At 75.6% G+C, this 14,398-nt stretch carries 17 protein-coding genes and 1 tRNA gene; 9 read left to right on the top strand and 9 right to left on the bottom strand.

All coding sequences use genetic code 11. The annotated features are described in order from the left end of the window. Nucleotides 1-206 precede the first annotated feature (206 nt). The gene (locus ACI79L_RS19800) at nucleotides 207-710 is read left to right on the top strand and encodes a phage holin family protein (RefSeq protein WP_456938428.1); all 504 of its coding nucleotides are present in this window, start codon (nucleotides 207-209) and stop codon (nucleotides 708-710) included. Between the two features lie 140 nt (nucleotides 711-850). After that, complete coding sequence (locus tag ACI79L_RS19805; RefSeq protein WP_456938429.1) at nucleotides 851-1,654, top strand: alpha/beta fold hydrolase; 804 nt, start codon at nucleotides 851-853, stop codon at nucleotides 1,652-1,654. A gap of 1 nt (nucleotide 1,655) precedes the next feature. Here the strand turns inward: ACI79L_RS19805 and ACI79L_RS19810 are convergent, their stop codons facing one another. The 5 genes from ACI79L_RS19810 to nth are packed head-to-tail and all read right to left on the bottom strand — an operon-like array spanning nucleotide 1,656 to nucleotide 5,426. Further along, nucleotides 1,656-2,837, bottom strand: a complete 1,182-nt coding sequence (locus ACI79L_RS19810) for a MarP family serine protease (protein WP_456938430.1) — start codon at nucleotides 2,835-2,837, stop codon at nucleotides 1,656-1,658. A gap of 3 nt (nucleotides 2,838-2,840) precedes the next feature. After that, nucleotides 2,841-3,299, bottom strand: coding sequence for a cupredoxin domain-containing protein (locus ACI79L_RS19815; protein ID WP_456938431.1), 459 nt, complete (start codon nucleotides 3,297-3,299; stop codon nucleotides 2,841-2,843). Continuing rightward, nucleotides 3,296-4,066 carry an NUDIX hydrolase gene (locus ACI79L_RS19820; RefSeq protein ID WP_456938432.1) on the bottom strand — a complete coding sequence of 257 codons (771 nt, stop codon included), beginning with the start codon at nucleotides 4,064-4,066 and terminating at the stop codon, nucleotides 3,296-3,298. The genes ACI79L_RS19815 and ACI79L_RS19820 overlap by 4 nt, the downstream gene beginning before the upstream one ends. Then, nucleotides 4,063-4,647 (bottom strand): TlpA family protein disulfide reductase, encoded by a 585-nt coding sequence (locus tag ACI79L_RS19825; protein WP_456938433.1) that lies wholly within the window; start codon nucleotides 4,645-4,647, stop codon nucleotides 4,063-4,065. The genes ACI79L_RS19820 and ACI79L_RS19825 overlap by 4 nt, the downstream gene beginning before the upstream one ends. Continuing rightward, complete coding sequence (nth, locus tag ACI79L_RS19830; protein WP_456938434.1) at nucleotides 4,644-5,426, bottom strand: endonuclease III; 783 nt, start codon at nucleotides 5,424-5,426, stop codon at nucleotides 4,644-4,646. The genes ACI79L_RS19825 and nth overlap by 4 nt, the downstream gene beginning before the upstream one ends. Nucleotides 5,427-5,466: 40 nt before the next feature. Here nth and ACI79L_RS19835 point away from each other — a divergent pair, with 40 nt between their 5' ends. Together ACI79L_RS19835 and ACI79L_RS19840 are read left to right on the top strand one after the other, a co-directional pair. Further along, nucleotides 5,467-5,760 carry a hypothetical protein gene (locus ACI79L_RS19835; protein WP_456938435.1) on the top strand — a complete coding sequence of 98 codons (294 nt, stop codon included), beginning with the start codon at nucleotides 5,467-5,469 and terminating at the stop codon, nucleotides 5,758-5,760. A 202-nt stretch (nucleotides 5,761-5,962) separates the two neighbouring features. Continuing rightward, a complete protein-coding gene (locus tag ACI79L_RS19840) occupies nucleotides 5,963-6,640 on the top strand; it encodes a Crp/Fnr family transcriptional regulator (RefSeq protein WP_456938436.1) in 678 nt (225 codons plus the stop codon). 121 nt (nucleotides 6,641-6,761) lie between these two features. Here the strand turns inward: ACI79L_RS19840 and ACI79L_RS19845 are convergent, their stop codons facing one another. The 3 genes from ACI79L_RS19845 to ACI79L_RS19855 are packed head-to-tail and all read right to left on the bottom strand — an operon-like array spanning nucleotide 6,762 to nucleotide 8,213. Beyond that, complete coding sequence (locus ACI79L_RS19845; protein ID WP_456938437.1) at nucleotides 6,762-7,553, bottom strand: NUDIX hydrolase; 792 nt, start codon at nucleotides 7,551-7,553, stop codon at nucleotides 6,762-6,764. Then, nucleotides 7,550-8,029 carry a RidA family protein gene (locus ACI79L_RS19850; protein WP_456938438.1) on the bottom strand — a complete coding sequence of 160 codons (480 nt, stop codon included), beginning with the start codon at nucleotides 8,027-8,029 and terminating at the stop codon, nucleotides 7,550-7,552. Before ACI79L_RS19850 ends, ACI79L_RS19845 begins: the two co-directional genes overlap by 4 nt. Nucleotides 8,030-8,039: 10 nt before the next feature. Continuing rightward, nucleotides 8,040-8,213, bottom strand: a complete 174-nt coding sequence (locus tag ACI79L_RS19855) for a hypothetical protein (protein ID WP_456928384.1) — start codon at nucleotides 8,211-8,213, stop codon at nucleotides 8,040-8,042. 95 nt (nucleotides 8,214-8,308) lie between these two features. On the opposite strand from ACI79L_RS19855, the gene ACI79L_RS19860 reads away from it, so the two are divergent. The 3 genes from ACI79L_RS19860 to ACI79L_RS19870 are packed head-to-tail and all read left to right on the top strand — an operon-like array spanning nucleotide 8,309 to nucleotide 12,793. After that, nucleotides 8,309-9,298: an ArsA-related P-loop ATPase gene (locus ACI79L_RS19860; RefSeq protein WP_456938439.1), complete on the top strand. Its 990-nt coding sequence runs from the start codon at nucleotides 8,309-8,311 to the stop codon at nucleotides 9,296-9,298. Further along, entirely contained in the window at nucleotides 9,295-10,527 is a 1,233-nt protein-coding gene (locus tag ACI79L_RS19865; RefSeq protein ID WP_456938440.1) for an ArsA family ATPase, read from the top strand. The genes ACI79L_RS19860 and ACI79L_RS19865 overlap by 4 nt, the downstream gene beginning before the upstream one ends. A gap of 40 nt (nucleotides 10,528-10,567) precedes the next feature. Beyond that, a complete protein-coding gene (locus ACI79L_RS19870) occupies nucleotides 10,568-12,793 on the top strand; it encodes a transglycosylase domain-containing protein (protein WP_456938441.1) in 2,226 nt (741 codons plus the stop codon). Between the two features lie 33 nt (nucleotides 12,794-12,826). Here ACI79L_RS19870 and ACI79L_RS19875 read toward each other — a convergent pair whose 3' ends face one another. Further along, nucleotides 12,827-13,279: a GatB/YqeY domain-containing protein gene (locus ACI79L_RS19875; RefSeq protein ID WP_456938442.1), complete on the bottom strand. Its 453-nt coding sequence runs from the start codon at nucleotides 13,277-13,279 to the stop codon at nucleotides 12,827-12,829. A 69-nt stretch (nucleotides 13,280-13,348) separates the two neighbouring features. On the opposite strand from ACI79L_RS19875, the gene ACI79L_RS19880 reads away from it, so the two are divergent. Together ACI79L_RS19880 and ACI79L_RS19885 are read left to right on the top strand one after the other, a co-directional pair. Continuing rightward, entirely contained in the window at nucleotides 13,349-14,260 is a 912-nt protein-coding gene (locus ACI79L_RS19880) for a metallophosphoesterase (RefSeq protein WP_456938443.1), read from the top strand. Nucleotides 14,261-14,318: 58 nt separating this feature from the next. Beyond that, a tRNA-Pro gene (locus tag ACI79L_RS19885) sits at nucleotides 14,319-14,392 on the top strand. The last annotated feature ends 6 nt before the right edge of the window (nucleotides 14,393-14,398 follow it).

Genomic DNA, 14,398 nt, shown 5'->3' on the forward strand with positions numbered 1-14,398 from the left:
CAATAAATCTCACCCCCCGCGCCCCCCCCGCCCCCCCCCCCCCCCCCCCCCCGCCCCCCCCCCCCCCCCCCCCCCCCCGCCCCCCCCCCCCGCCCGCGTCCCGGCCGCCCGATCGGGTTCCGGGTGCGTGATCCGGGCGGTCACGGGGCAAGATCCTCCCCAGGCCGTCCGCGGCCGTCCGCCAGTCCGACCAGGGAGGAGCCCCCGTGGCCCACAGCGCGTCGACCACCCAGCCCGCCGGGCGGCATGCCGTCAGCGCCGACCCCTCCGTGGGCGTGCTGGTGCAGAGCGCCATGGCCGACGTCTCCACGCTGATCCGCGGGGAGATCGAGCTGGCCAAGACCGAGATCGGCCGCTCGGCGAAGAAGGCCGGCATCAGCGGGGGGCTGTTCGCCGCCGCCGGCGTGCTCGTGGCCTTCGCCGGCATCTTCCTGTTCATCATGCTCGCCGAGCTCTTCACCTGGCTGGGCCTGCCCCGCTGGGTCTCCTACCTCATCGTCACGGCGGGCCTGCTGCTGATCGCCGGCCTCGTCGCGCTGATCGGCATGCGCATGGTCAAGCGGATCGACAAGCCGGAGCGGACCCTGGAGTCGCTGCGCGAGCTGCCCGACGTCATGCACCGCGAGCAGCCGGGTCAGCGGCGCCGCGCGCTGCCGACGGTGAGCAACGGGCGCGTCGAGCGGCGCTCCCCCGACAGCTACCTGGTCTGAGCGTCGCGAGGTCCGGGGGCGCTCCCCCCGACGAGCGCCCCGACGCCACCAGCGTCCTGCTGCCCGGCTCCTGGATCCACCGCGACGTCTCCGCCAACGGCGTCCGGCTGCACCTGGCCGAGGCCGGGGAGGGCCCGCTGGTGCTCCTGCTGCACGGCTTCCCGCAGTTCTGGTGGACCTGGCGCGCCCAGCTCCCGGCCCTCGCCGCGGCCGGCTTCCGGGCGGTCGCGCCGGACCTGCGCGGCTACGGCGCCAGCGACAAGCCCCCGCGCGGCTACGACCTGCCGACGGCGGCCGGCGACGTCGCGGCGCTGGTCCGCGCGCTCGGCGAGCGGGACGCCGTCGTCGTCGGGCACGACTGGGGCGGGCTGGTCGCCTGGACGATGGCCGCGCTGCACCCGCGCAGCGTGCGCCGCCTCGTCGTCGTCTCGATGGCCCACCCGCGGCTGCTGCGCGCCGGCCTCCGCGACCCCGCCCAGCGGCGGGCGCTGCGGCACGTGCTGGGCTTCCAGGTGCCGCGGCTGCCCGAGCGGCGGCTGACCCGCACCGACGACGACCCGGTCGCGGAGTTCCTGCGCACGTGGGCCGGGCGGGACTGGACGCACACCGCCGACTTCGCCGAGGCCGTCGAGCGGTACCGGTCGGCGGCGCGGATCCCGCAGGCGGCCTACGGCTCGATGGAGTACTTCCGCTGGGCCGGGCGCTCCCAGCTGCGGCCCGACGGGCTGCGCTACGCCCGCCGCATGGCCGCGCCGGTCACCGCGCCGACCCTGCAGCTGCACGGCGACGCCGACCCGCTGGTGCTGCCGCGGACCGCCCGCGGCTCGGGCCGCTACGTGGCCGGCGCCTACGAGTGGCGCGAGCTCCCCGGCATCGGCCACTTCCCGCCCGAGGAGGCCGCCACCGAGGTCACGGCGGCGATCACGGGCTGGGCGGCCGGCTGAGTCATTCGCACGGGCCGGTGTCGACCTCGACGGTGGCGGTGGCGCCGGCGGTGGCGGCGGGCGCGACCTGCTGGGCGGTGAGCGCGTAGCCGGTCCGGGGGTCGTCGATCGCCGAGGCGAACACGACGCCGAGGACCTGCCCGGCCGGGTCGAACAGCGGCCCGCCGGAGTTGCCGGCGCGCACCTCGCCGTGGAGCGCGTAGACGTCGCGCTGCACGGTGCGGGTGTTGCGGAAGTCCGGGCCGCTGATCGGGCCCTCGTCGCGGACGCGGGCCGGGCCGATGAACAGCTCCCCGCCACCCGGGTAGCCCATGATGATCGCGTCGTCGCCGGTGCCGGCGACCTCCGGGGCGAAGGCCAGCGGCACCTGCGGGAGGTCCGGGACGGCGAGCACCGCGACGTCGACCTCCTCGTCGACGTACACCGGCGTCGCGTCGTACTCCTCGCCCTCGGCCTCGACGACCGGGGCGTCCACGCCGGCGAGCACGTGCGCGTTGGTCATCACCCGGCCGGGCGCGTAGACGAACCCGGAGCCGTCGATCTGCCGCGAGCACGACGGCGCGATGCCGCTGATCTTCACGACCGACCCCCGCACCTGGCCGACGACCGGGCTCGCGGCCAGCGCCGGGTCCGGGTCCTCGACCTCGCGCGCCTCGGTGGGCGTGAGCGGGTCCAGGACGTCGGGCAGCCCGCGCCGGTCGATCGCCTCGCGCAGCGAGTCGTAGACCGCCCGGACGCCGTCGGGCACGGCCCGGTCCACCGCCTGCACCAGCGCCGACTTGCGCACCTGCCCGGCCAGCCCGGGGAACGGCGCGGTGGCCAGCGGGGTGGCGACCATCCACGCCACGAGCAGCACCGCGATCGCCGACACCACGGCGCCGGCGACCGAGTCGAGCACCTCCGCGGGCTCCCAGGTGACCCGGCGGCGCACCGCCCGCCCGATCGCGCCGGCCAGCACCTGCCCGAGCAGCGCCCCCGCCAGGACGACGACGAGCGCGGCGAACACCCGGGTGACCGGGGAGCCGTCGAGCCGGTCGGCGACCGGCCCGGACAGCTGGGCGCCGAGCACCGCGCCGCCGAGGAAGCCGAGGAACGAGGTGGCCGACACCAGCAGGCCCTGCCGGAAGCCGGTGAAGGCGAAGACCAGGGCCAGCACGATGAGGACGAGGTCGACCAGCGACATGGGTCAGCCGCGCACCGTCATGACGCCGGTCTGGCCCAGCTGGACGTGGAAGCTGCACTCGAACGGGTGGTCGCCGGGGGCGGTGACCTCGAACTCGATGGTCTCCGTCGCCCCCGCGGCCAGCAGCGGGATCTCCTCGCGGATCTCCTCGACGCCGGCGCCGGGCGTGAAGCGGAAGTTGTGGGTGGCCTGCGTGGCGGTGCTCTGCACCGTCAGCCGGACCCGGCCGGGCGCCACGGTGAAGGTGTCGGGGACGAACACGTAGTCGTCCGGCGTCTGGACGGTGACCTCCTGGACGCCGTCCTCGGCCGTGGTGACCGTGCCGAGCGACGCCTCGGGGCTCGGCTGCGCCGCGGCACCGCCGCCGCCGTCGTCGCCGGAGCCGCAGCCGGCCAGCACCCCGGCCGCCAGCGCCGCGCCGGTCAGCGCCGCGGGGAGGCGGCGCGTCCAGATCCTGCTCATCGCCGCGGAACCGTACTTGTCGCGGCGTCCCCGGTCGCGCCGTCGGCCACCGTCGGCGCGGCGGCGTCCTCGGCGCCGCCCTCCCCCAGCGACCCGGGCGCGGCCGCCGGCCGCGCACCGGCCGCCGCCAGCGGGCGCACGTCGCGGACGTCCCAGGGCCGCGCGAGGCCCGCGGCCTCGAGGACGGCGTCGAGCAGCCCGGCGGTGAAGCCCCACACGACCATCCCGGCGACGCCGAACGCCGGGCCGACGTAACCCGCCGGGTGGCGCACCCGGAACCGGTTGGCCGGGTCGGTGAGGTCGGCCAGCGGCACCCGGGCCACCCGGGCCACCTCCCGCGGGTCGCCGACCGCGACGTCGCGGGGGTCGTCCCACCAGCCCACGACCGGGACGACGAGGTTGTCCGACGGCCCGAGGAACAGCTCGGGCAGGGTGGCGAGCACCCGGACGCCGGCCGGGTCGACGCCGGCCTCCTCGTGCGCCTCCCGCAGCGCGGTGCCGACCGGGTAGTCCTCCCCCGGGTCGGCGCCGCCACCGGGGAAGGCCGGCTGCCCGGCGTGCGTGCGCAGCAGCGCGGACTTCTCGATGAGCAGGACGTCGGCGCCGTGCGGGCCCTCGCCGAAGAGGATGAGCACCGCGGACCGGCGCGCGGTGTCGGTGGCCGCCTGCACGCGGTGCCGCAGCGGGAGGTCGGCCGCCTCGGCCACCAGCCGCAGCAGGTAGTCCGGCAGCCCGGTGGTGTCCGCGCCGGGCAGGAGCCCGGTCACAGCGGCACCCCGAGGTGCTCGCCGACCAGGGCGCGCAGCTCGTCGAGGGACTCGACCGCGCCGGTCCGCACGAAGGCCACCGACCCGTCGGCGGCGAGGAACACCGTGTGGGGGAGGCCACGCAGCCCGAGCGCCGCGGCGACGTCGCCGTGCCCGTCGAACGCGCCGGGGATCGTCACCCCGGCGTCCTCCGCGAAGGACGCCGCCTGCGGGACGCCGTCCTGGCTGATCACGCCGACGACCCGGACGCGGTCGCCGGCGGCGTCGGCGAGCTGCTGCACCAGCGGCAGCTCCTCCCGGCAGGGGCCGCACCAGCTCGCCCACAGGTTGAGCACGGTGGGCACGCCCGGGGCGCGGCCGAGGTCGAGGGTGCCGCCGCTGAAGCACTCGATCGGCGCGACGCCCGCCAGGTCGCCGCCGGCAGCGGGGGCGTCGGGCTGCTCCGGGCAGGCCGCCAGGTCCGTCCGCGTCTCCGCGACGGTGGCCCGCTCGGGCGCCTCGGGCTCGTCGGCCGCGGCGGTGCAGGACGACAGCAGCACCCCGAGGCCGGCCAGCAGCGCGGCCGCGCGCCGGGCGCTCACTCGGTGTCCGACGCCGCGGGCGTCTTGACCAGCTTCGTCGCCGCCTCCGGGTCGGTCGGCCCGATGCCGTAGGACGGGCACCAGCGGGCCAGTCCGCACGCCCCGCAGGCGGCCTTCTTGGCGTGGCAGACGCGCCGGCCGTGGAAGATCACGCGGTGGCTGAACATGGTCCAGTCGCGCTTGGGGACCAGCTCGGCGACCTCGGCCTCGACCTTGACCGGGTCCTCCTCGGCGGTCCAGCCGAAGCGGCGGACCAGCCGGCCGAAGTGGGTGTCGACGGTCAGCCCCGGGATGCCGAAGGCGTTGCCGAGGACGACGTTCGCCGTCTTGCGGCCGACGCCGGGCAGCGTGACCAGGTCGGCCATGCGGCCGGGCACCTCGCCGTCGAAGCGCTCGACCAGCGCCTGCGCCAGGCCCAGCACCGAGTTGGCCTTGGCGCGGAAGAAGCCGGTGGGCTTGAGGATCGCCTCGAGGTCGGCCCGGTCGGCGCCGGCGAGCGCCACGGCGTCGGGGTACCTCGCGAACAGTGCGGGCGTGACCTTGTTCACCGTCTTGTCGGTGGTCTGCGCCGAGAGCACGGTGGCCACGAGGAGCTCGAAGGCGTTGGTGAAGTCGAGCTCGCAGTGCGCGTCGGGGTGGATGACGGCCAGCTCACGGGCCATCCGGCGGGCGCGGCGGGTGCGGGCCAGCGGCGTCTCGTCCGGGTCGAAGGGCACGGCGGCCGGACGGCGGGCGGGAGCACGGCGCGCAGCGGGGCGCGCGTAGGCCGGCGTGGACACGCGGTCGAGGGTAGGCGGCAGCGGCGACACCCTCGGAGCCGTGCCACCATGGCTGTACTGGCCCGCTCAGCAGCGACCGGACCCGGGAGGTGACGTGGTCGCGCTCATCGTCATCCTCTTCCCCCCGATGGTCATCGCGTTCCTGCTGGTCATGGAGCGCGTCGAGGAGCCCCTGCGCCGTCCGACGTCCCCGCGCGAGGTGGCCGAGTTCCTCGAGTCGGCGACCCCCGGTGAGGTGGACACGCTGGCCGCGTCGGGCATCCGCCGGGCGATGGCCCGCTGGCGCCGCCGCCGCCGGTCGCGGGTCCGCCAGAGCACGGGACCGCTGGTCTGACGAAGGACCACCCTTCCCCCCACGCCTCTCGAGGTCGGCGCGGGCCCCTGGATGGTGGCCGCCGCGAGGGGCCGACTCACCCCGCGGGGGCACCCCGTGTGTCTCCGAACGGGTGACCGTGCGCACAGCCGCCTAGACTCCGTGTGGATGCGGGGCCGACGCCCCGCAGGTCGAACGCGGAACGGTGGGGTGGAGAGAAATCGTGGTGGACGAGGTGCTGGCCCAGTCGGGGCTCTTCCAGGGACTCTCGGAGGACGCCGTCGACCCCGTCGCCAGCCGTCTGGAGACGATCACCCTGCCCCGCGGTCGGGTCGTGTTCAACGAGGGTGAGCCGGGCGACAGCCTCTACATCGTGCTGAGCGGCAAGATCAAGCTGTCCCGGCGCTCCCCCGACGGCCGCGAGAACGTGCTGGCCGTCATGGGCCCCTCCGACCAGTTCGGCGAGCTGTCGGTGTTCGACCCCGGCCCGCGCACGGCCACGGCCACCGCGGTCACCGACGTCAAGCTGGCCAAGATGCCGCAGTCGGTGCTGCGCCCGTGGATCGAGGCGCACCCCGAGGTCGGCGAGCGGCTGCTGCACGTGCTCGCCCGCCGGCTGCGCCGCACCAACGACTCGGTGGCCGACCTCATCTTCACCGACGTCCCCGGCCGGGTGGCCAAGGCGCTGCTGCAGATGGCCGACCGGTTCGGCAGCCGCGAGACCGACGGCCTGCGGGTCAAGCACGACCTCACGCAGGAGGAGCTGGCCCAGCTGGTCGGCGCCTCGCGCGAGACGGTCAACAAGGCGCTGGCCGACTTCGTGCACCGCGGCTGGATCCAGCTGCAGGGCAAGTCGGTCGTCGTCCTCGACGAGGACCGCCTCCGCCGCCGCGCGCGCTGAGCGTCTGAACGCGAGAGGCCCGGAACCAGGACGGTTCCGGGCCTCTCGCGTTCGAGGCACCCGAGGTGAGCCGCCCCGCGGAGCTGGGGGACGGCACCTGGCCGCGGTGTGACCCGGAGGGTCACGAGGGAAGCGGCACCACGAGGCCGATGCGGGTGCCGTCGGGCAGCTCGGCGAAGCGTCCCTCGGGCGTGGTCCGCAGCTCGGGCATGATCGGGTGCAGCGGCTCCGGCGGGGACCCGGCCAGCGCGGCCGCCACGTCGGGGAAGGCCGACAGCTGCCGCAGCGTGTGGATCGTCGGCGGCAGCATCGGCCTCGTGCCGGCCCGCATCTCGGTCAGCGCCGCCTCCGGCGTCAGCCAGCTGGCCTCGTCGGCCTCCCCGGAGACGTCGCGGGCCTCCTGCCCCACCGGCAGCGCCGCGACGAAGAAGCGGGTGTCGTAGCGGCGGGTCTCCTGCGGCGGGGTGATCCAGTGCGCGAACGGCCGCAGCAGGTCCGCCCGCAGCGCCAGCCCCCGCCCGGCCAGCAGCCCGGCCAGCGACAGCTCGCGGGTCAGCAGCGCCTGCCGCTGGGTCTCCCAGTCGTCCCCGGACACGTCCGGCACGACGCCGCTGCCGTCGGGTGAGCCGGCCAGCAGGACGCCGGCCTCCTCGAAGGTCTCGCGGACGGCGGCGCACACCAGCTCCCGCGCCACCCGCTCGTCGCAGCCCAGCGCCTGCGCCCACTCGGCGGGCGGCGGCCCGGCCCAGGCGACGGCGGTGTCGCCGTCGCGCGGGTCCACCCCGCCGCCGGGGTAGGCGGTCATCCCCCCGGCGAAGGGCATCCCGCGGGTGCGGCGCAGCAGGTGGACCTCGAGCCCCTCCGCGCCGTCGCGGAGCAGCAGGACCGTCGCCGCCGGGCGGATCGCCGTCATCCGCGCAGTTCGACCGTCAGCTCGATCTCCACCGGCGCGCCCAGCGGCAGCTCGGCCACGCCGACCGCGCTGCGCGCGTGCCGGCCGGCGTCGCCGAAGACCTTCCCGAGCAGCTCGCTGGCGCCGTTGACCACGCGCGGCTGGCCGCTGAAGCCCTCCGCGCTGGCCACGTAGCCGACGACGCGCACGATCCGGGCCACCTGGTCCAGGCCGACCAGCTCGTCGACGGCGGCCAGCGCGTTGAGGGCGCACAGCTTGGCGTCGGCGGCGGCGTCCTCGGGGTCGACCGAGCCACCCACCTTGCCGGTGCGCCGCAGCCCGCCGTCGACGAACGGCAGCTGGCCGGAGGTGAACACCAGTTGCCCGGTACGCACGGCCGGCACGTAGGAGGCGACCGGCGCGGCCACCGGGGGCAGCCGGATGCCGAGTTCGCGCAGCCGCGCGTGCCAGCTCTGGGCCTGCATCCCCTGCGTCATCGCCGGCGCCTCAGGCCAGCGGGCGCTTGAGGTAGGCGACCGGCTGCTCGGGGCCGGTCGGGCCGGGCAGCACCGTCACCAGCTCCCACCCGTCGGTCCCCCACGAGTCGAGGATCGCCTTGGTGTTGTGGATCAGCAGCGGGATGGTGGCGTACTCCCACCTGCGGCGGGCCGGTTCACTCATGGGGGACGACGCTAGCGCAGCGCCGGGGGCCCGGCGGCGGGTGCGCTGCGCCCGCGGCGGGCCGCGATCCCCGGAGTGCTCCTAGGCTGGTCAGGGTGAGCCCCGACTTCCCCGTGCGCTGCCACGTCGTCACCGGGAAGGGCGGGACCGGCAAGACCACCGTCGCCGCCGCCCTGGCCCTGGCCCTGGCGTCCGAGGGCCGCACCGTCCTGCTCGTGGAGTGCGAGGGCCGCCAGGGCATCGCCCAGCTCTTCGACACCCCGCCGCTGCCCTACGAGGAGCGCCGGGTCGCGGTCACCCGCCACGGCGGGGTAGTGCGGGCGCTCGCGATCGACGTCGAGGAGGCCCTGCTCGAGTACCTCGAGATGTTCTACAACCTCCGCCGCGCCGGCCGGGCGCTGCGCAAGATGGGCGCCGTCGACTTCGCGACGACGATCGCCCCGGGCCTGCGCGACGTCCTGATCACCGGGAAGATCAAGGAGGCGGTGACCCGGCGCAAGGACGGCCACCGGGTCTACGACGCGGTCGTCGTCGACGCCCCGCCGACCGGGCGGATCACCAAGTTCCTCAACGTGACCAGCGAGATGGCGGGCCTGGCGCGCTCCGGCCCGATCAAGACGCAGAGCGACGGCGTCATGGCGGTGCTGCGCTCCCCGCAGACGGCGGTGCACCTGGTGACCCTGCTCGAGGACATGCCGGTGCAGGAGACCGCCGACGCGATCGCCGAGCTGACCGAGGCCAAGCTGCCCGTCGGCTCGGTGATCGTCAACATGGCCACCGAGCCGGTGCTGCCCGAGCCGGCGCTGGTGCGGGCCGCCGAGGGCGCGGTCACCGGCGCCGACCTCGTGCCCGGGCTGACCGCCGCGGGCCTGCCCGCGGACCCCGCGCTGGCCGACGCGCTGGCCGCGGAGGCGGTCGAGCACGCGCAGCGGTGGGCGGCGCAGGACGCGCTGCGCGCCCGGGTGGAGTCCTTCGACCGGCCGACGGTCGAGCTGCCGCTGCTGCCCGGCCCGATGGACCTCGGCTGCCTGTTCGAGCTGGCCGACCGGCTCGAGGAGCACCTCGGCGCGGAGGTGGCGGCGTGAGCGCGGCCCGCGCCGCCGCGTCGCCGGCGGCCGACCGGCACGCGCCCCCGATGGACCTCGCCGCGCTCATCGAGGACCGCGACACCCGGATCGTCGTCTGCTGCGGCTCCGGCGGGGTCGGCAAGACCACGACGTCGGCCGCACTCGCCCTGGCCGCCGCGGAGGCCGGCCGCCGCGTCGTCGTCCTGACCATCGACCCGGCCCGCCGGCTGGCACAGTCGCTGGGTCTCGTGGAGCTGGACAACGAGCCGCGGCCGGTCGACGTCCCGGGGGCCGCGGGCGAGCTCCACGCGATGATGCTGGACATGAAGCGGACGTTCGACGACATCGTGTCCGCGCACTCGACGCCCGAGCGGGCCGAGCAGATCCTGGCCAACCCCTTCTACCAGACCCTGTCCTCGTCGTTCTCCGGGACGCAGGAGTACATGGCGATGGAGAAGCTGGGCCAGCTGCGGGCGGCCGACACCTGGGACCTGATCGTCGTCGACACGCCGCCGTCCCGGTCGGCGCTGGACTTCCTCGACGCGCCCAACAAGATGAGCCGGTTCCTCGACGGCACGATGATCCGGCTGCTCACCGCGCCGGCCCGCGCCGGCGGCCGGGCCGGGCTGCGGGTCGCCGGGGCCGGGCTGATGTTCTTCAGCCGGATCATCAGCAAGGTCCTCGGCGGCCAGCTGCTGCGCGACATCTCCGCGTTCGTCACCGCGCTGGACACCATGTTCGGCGGCTTCCGCGAGCGGGCCACCGCCACCTACGAGCTGCTGCGGCGCCCGGGCACCTGGTTCGTCGTCGTCGCGACGCCGGAGCCGGACGCGCTGCGCGAGGCCTCCTACTTCGTCGACCGGCTCTCGGCCGAGGGGATGCCGCTGGCCGGGCTGGTGCTCAACCGCACCCACCCGCCGGCGAGCACCCGGCTGTCGGCCACCCGCGCCGAGGCGGCCGCCGAGGCCGCCGCGGAGAACGGGGACGGCGACCCGGCCGCGGCGCTGGCCGCCGGCGCCCTGCGGGTGCACGCCGAGCGGATGACCGTGGCCGCGCGCGAGCAGCGGCTGGCCGACCGGTTCACCAGCGCCCACCCGGAGGTGGCGATGCGGGCGGTCCCGGCGGCCGCCGGCGACGTCCACGACCTGGACGGGCTGCGCACCATGGCCGAGGCGCTGACCGGTCCCGACGACGACACGCCGACCGGCGTGCCGCGCACCCGCGTGCTGCCCGCGCGCCGCGCCTGATCACCCGTCCGGGCTACGCCGGGCCCGTACATTGGCAGCGATGTCTGCTGCCTCCCGCGCCCGAGTCCTGGGCAAGCTCGTCGCGATGATCGTCGTGGCCGGCGCGCTCGTCGCCGGCCTGCTCTTCCCCCTCGTCGGCGGGAGCGGGCTGGTGGCGCGCAACTCCGCGTCCCTGCTCGACGCGCTGCCGGTGGAGCTCACCGACGCGACCCCCGCGGGCAACTCCCGCGTGCTCGCCGCCGACGGCTCGCTGATCACCAACTTCTACGCCCACAACCGCACGGTGGTGGCGTCCGACCAGATCGCCGACGTGATGAAGCAGGCGCTGGTCGACATCGAGGACTCGCGCTTCTACGACCACAACGGCCTGGACGTGCAGGGCACGCTGCGCGCCGCGGTGACCAACGTGGCCGCGGGCTCGGTGCAGGAGGGCGGCTCGACGATCACCCAGCAGCTGGTCAAGCAGACCCTGCTGGAGACCGCCGACAGCGCCGAGGAGCGGCAGGAGGCCATCGAGCAGGACGGCGTCGAGGGCCTGTCCCGCAAGCTGCGGGAGGCCCGGCTGGCCCTGGCGCTGGAGGAGACCTACTCCAAGGACGAGATCCTCACCCGTTACCTCAACATCGTGTACTTCGGGCAGGGCGCCTACGGCATCCAGGCCGCCGCCCAGAAGTACTTCAGCGTCAACGCCGCCGACCTGACCCTCCCCCAGGCGGCGATGCTCGCCGGGCTGGTGCAGAGCCCGACCAACGACGACCCGATCACCCAGCCGGAGAACGGCCAGACCCGCCGCAACCAGGTGCTGCAGCGGATGTTCGACCTCGGCCACGTCGACGGGACGACCGAGGAGCAGCTCGCCGCGCTCATGGCCGAGCCGGTGCAGGTGGCGCCGGGCATCAGCCCGCCCAACGGCTGCATCGACGCGGCGATCGGCGGGTTCTTCTGCGCCTTCATGCAGCAGTACCTGACCCAGGTGCTCGGCATCAGCCAGGAGCAGCTGGACAACGGCGGCCTGACCATCCAGACGACGCTGAACCCGCAGCTGCAGACCCTCGGCGACCAGGCGGTCCTCAACACCCTGCCGATGGGCGCCCAGCTCGCCGGCATGTTCACCGCCGTGCAGCCGGGCACCGGCGCGGTCCTGGCGATGAGCGTCAACCGGCAGTACGGCTGCGCGGACCCGCAGTGCGAGTCCGTCGTCCTGCACACCGCGGCCAGCAAGGGCTCCGGCTCGACCTACAAGGTGTTCACCGCTGCCGCGGCGCTCGAGGCCGGCATCCCGGCCAGCACCGTGATCAGCACGCCGGGCAACCAGTACACCTCGCGGGTCTTCCGCGGCCCCTCCTGCGGTGGCGACCGGTCGCAGTCGACCGGCATGTACTGCGTCGAGAACGCCGGCAACTACCCCGACACCCTCGACATGGTCGGCGCGCTGGTCCGCTCGTCGAACACCTACTTCCTCGCGCTGGAGGACCGGCTGGGCAGCGTCGAGGGCCCGGTGCGGATGGCCGAGCGGATGGGCATGAGCTTCGACCAGCCCACCCAGAACTCCGCCGACGAGATCATCGACGGCAACTTCGGCTCGTTCACGCTCGGCGCCGAGGCCACCAGCCCGCTGGACCTGGTCACCGCCTACTCGACGCTGGCCGCCCAGGGCACCCAGTGCGACCCGATCCCGGTGGTCCAGGTGCTCGACCGCAACGGCGAGCCGCTCACCGGCGACGACGGCCGGCCGGTGGTCCGCGGCGACCAGTGCACGCCGAACGCGATCCCGGCGAACATCGCCAACACGCTGGCCAACATCCTGGTCGGCGACACCGCCAACCCCGAGGGCACCGGCACCCGGGCCGCCATCCCGGGTCACGCGATCGCCGGCAAGACCGGTACCGCGCAGGGCCGGGACTCGGTGGCCTTCGTCGGCGTCATGCCCGAGTACGCGGCCAGCGTCATGGTGTTCAACCCCAAGGAGCAGCAGGACGTCGGCGGCTACGGCGGCAACATGCCGGCCACCATCTGGCACGACGCCTTCGCGCCCTTCCTCGCCGACAAGCCCACCTCGGCGTTCCCGCCGGCCGACCCCGCGCTGCTGCAGGGGCAGCCCGCGCCCGCCCCGCCGGCGCCGAGCGCCCCCACGCCCACGCCGGACCAGGGGACCGCGACGCCCGACCAGGGCGGCGCCGGCCAGGACGACGCGGACCAGGGCAACGCGAACGGCTGGCCCGGCAACGGCAACTGGAACGGCGGCAACGGCCGCGGCGGCAACTGAGCCCGCTCCCGGCCGACCCGGGGCCGCCCCGGGTCAGCCGAGCTGCCGGCGGACCTCCGCGGCCACCCGGGCGCCCTCGGCCCGGCCGGCGACGGCCGCGTTGGCGGCGCCCATGACCCGCCCCATGTCCTTCATGCCGCTCGCGCCGGTGCGGGTGATCGCGTCGGCGACGATCGCGGCGAGGTCGGCGTCGTCGAGCTGGGCGGGCAGGTAGGCGGCCACCACCTCGCCCTCCGCGCGCTCGCGGCCGGCCTGCTCGGCGCGGCCGGCCCCGTCGAACGCCTCGGCCGCCTCGCGGCGCCGCTTGGCCTCGCGCCGCAGCACCGCGAGCACCTCGTCGTCGGACAGCTCCCGGGCCTCCTTGCCCGCGACCTCCTCCGCGCTGACCGCCGCGAGCACCATCCGCAGCGTCGCGGTGCGCAGCTCGTCGCGGCTCTTCATGGCGGAGGTCAGGTCGGCGCGCAGCCGGTCCTTCAGGTCAGACACGACGTCAGCCTGGCACGACGCCCGCCGTCCCGGCCGCCGGGGCCGATCACGGCCCGTAGGCTCGGGCCCGTGCGCTGGTACACCGCCCTGCCCACGGCCGCCGTCGCCGCGGGCGCCTCCACCGTCGCCTACGCGTCGCTGTACGAGCGCAACCGCTGGACGCTGCGCCGCTTCGACGTCCCGGTGCTGGCCCCCGGCTCGGCGCCGCTGACCGTGCTGCACCTGTCGGACCTGCACATGACCGCCGGGCAGCGGTCCAAGCGCGACTGGGTGGCGGCGCTGGACGGCCTCGAGCCCGACCTCGTCGTCGACACCGGGGACAACCTGGCCGGGACCGACGCCGTCCCGACGGTGCTGCAGGCGCTGGACCCGCTGCTGGACCGGCCGGGGGCCTTCGTCACCTCGTCCAACGACTACTACGGGCCGCGGCCGAAGAACCCGCTCAGCTACCTGACCCGCCCCGACAAGCGGGTGCACGGGACCGAGCTGCCCTGGCGCGACCTGCGCGACGGGCTGACCGGCCGCGGCTGGCTGGACCTCACCAACGCCCGCGGCGAGCTGACCGTCGCCGGCCGCCGGATCGTCCTCGCCGGCTGCGACGACCCGCACATCCAGCGGGACGACTACGACGCCGTCGCCGGGCCGGCCGACCCGACGGCGGACCTGCGGATCGGCGTCGTCCACTCCCCCGAGCCGCGGGTGCTCGACCGCTTCGCCGCAGACGGCTACGACCTGCTGCTGTGCGGCCACACCCACGGCGGGCAGCTGCGGGTGCCGTTCTACGGGGCGCTGGTCACCAACTGCGGCATCGACCGGGACCGGGTCCGCTGGCTGCACCGCTGGGCCGAGCCCGCCCCGGGGCGGCCGAACGGCACCTGGCTGCACGTCTCGGCGGGCCTGGGCACCAGCCCCTACGCGCCCGTTCGGTTCGCCTGCCCGCCCGAGGCGACGCTGCTCACGCTGACGGCGCGGCCCGCGTGACACCCGCTCGACCCGCCGCCGGGCCCGTGGCGCGGCTCGGCTACAGTGGTCCAGGCACCGGGGTGTGGCGCAGCTTGGTAGCGCGCGTCGTTCGGGACGACGAGGCCGCAGGTTCAAATCCTGTCACCCCGACTCCAG

This window comes from Geodermatophilus sp. SYSU D00684 (genome assembly GCF_054050455.1).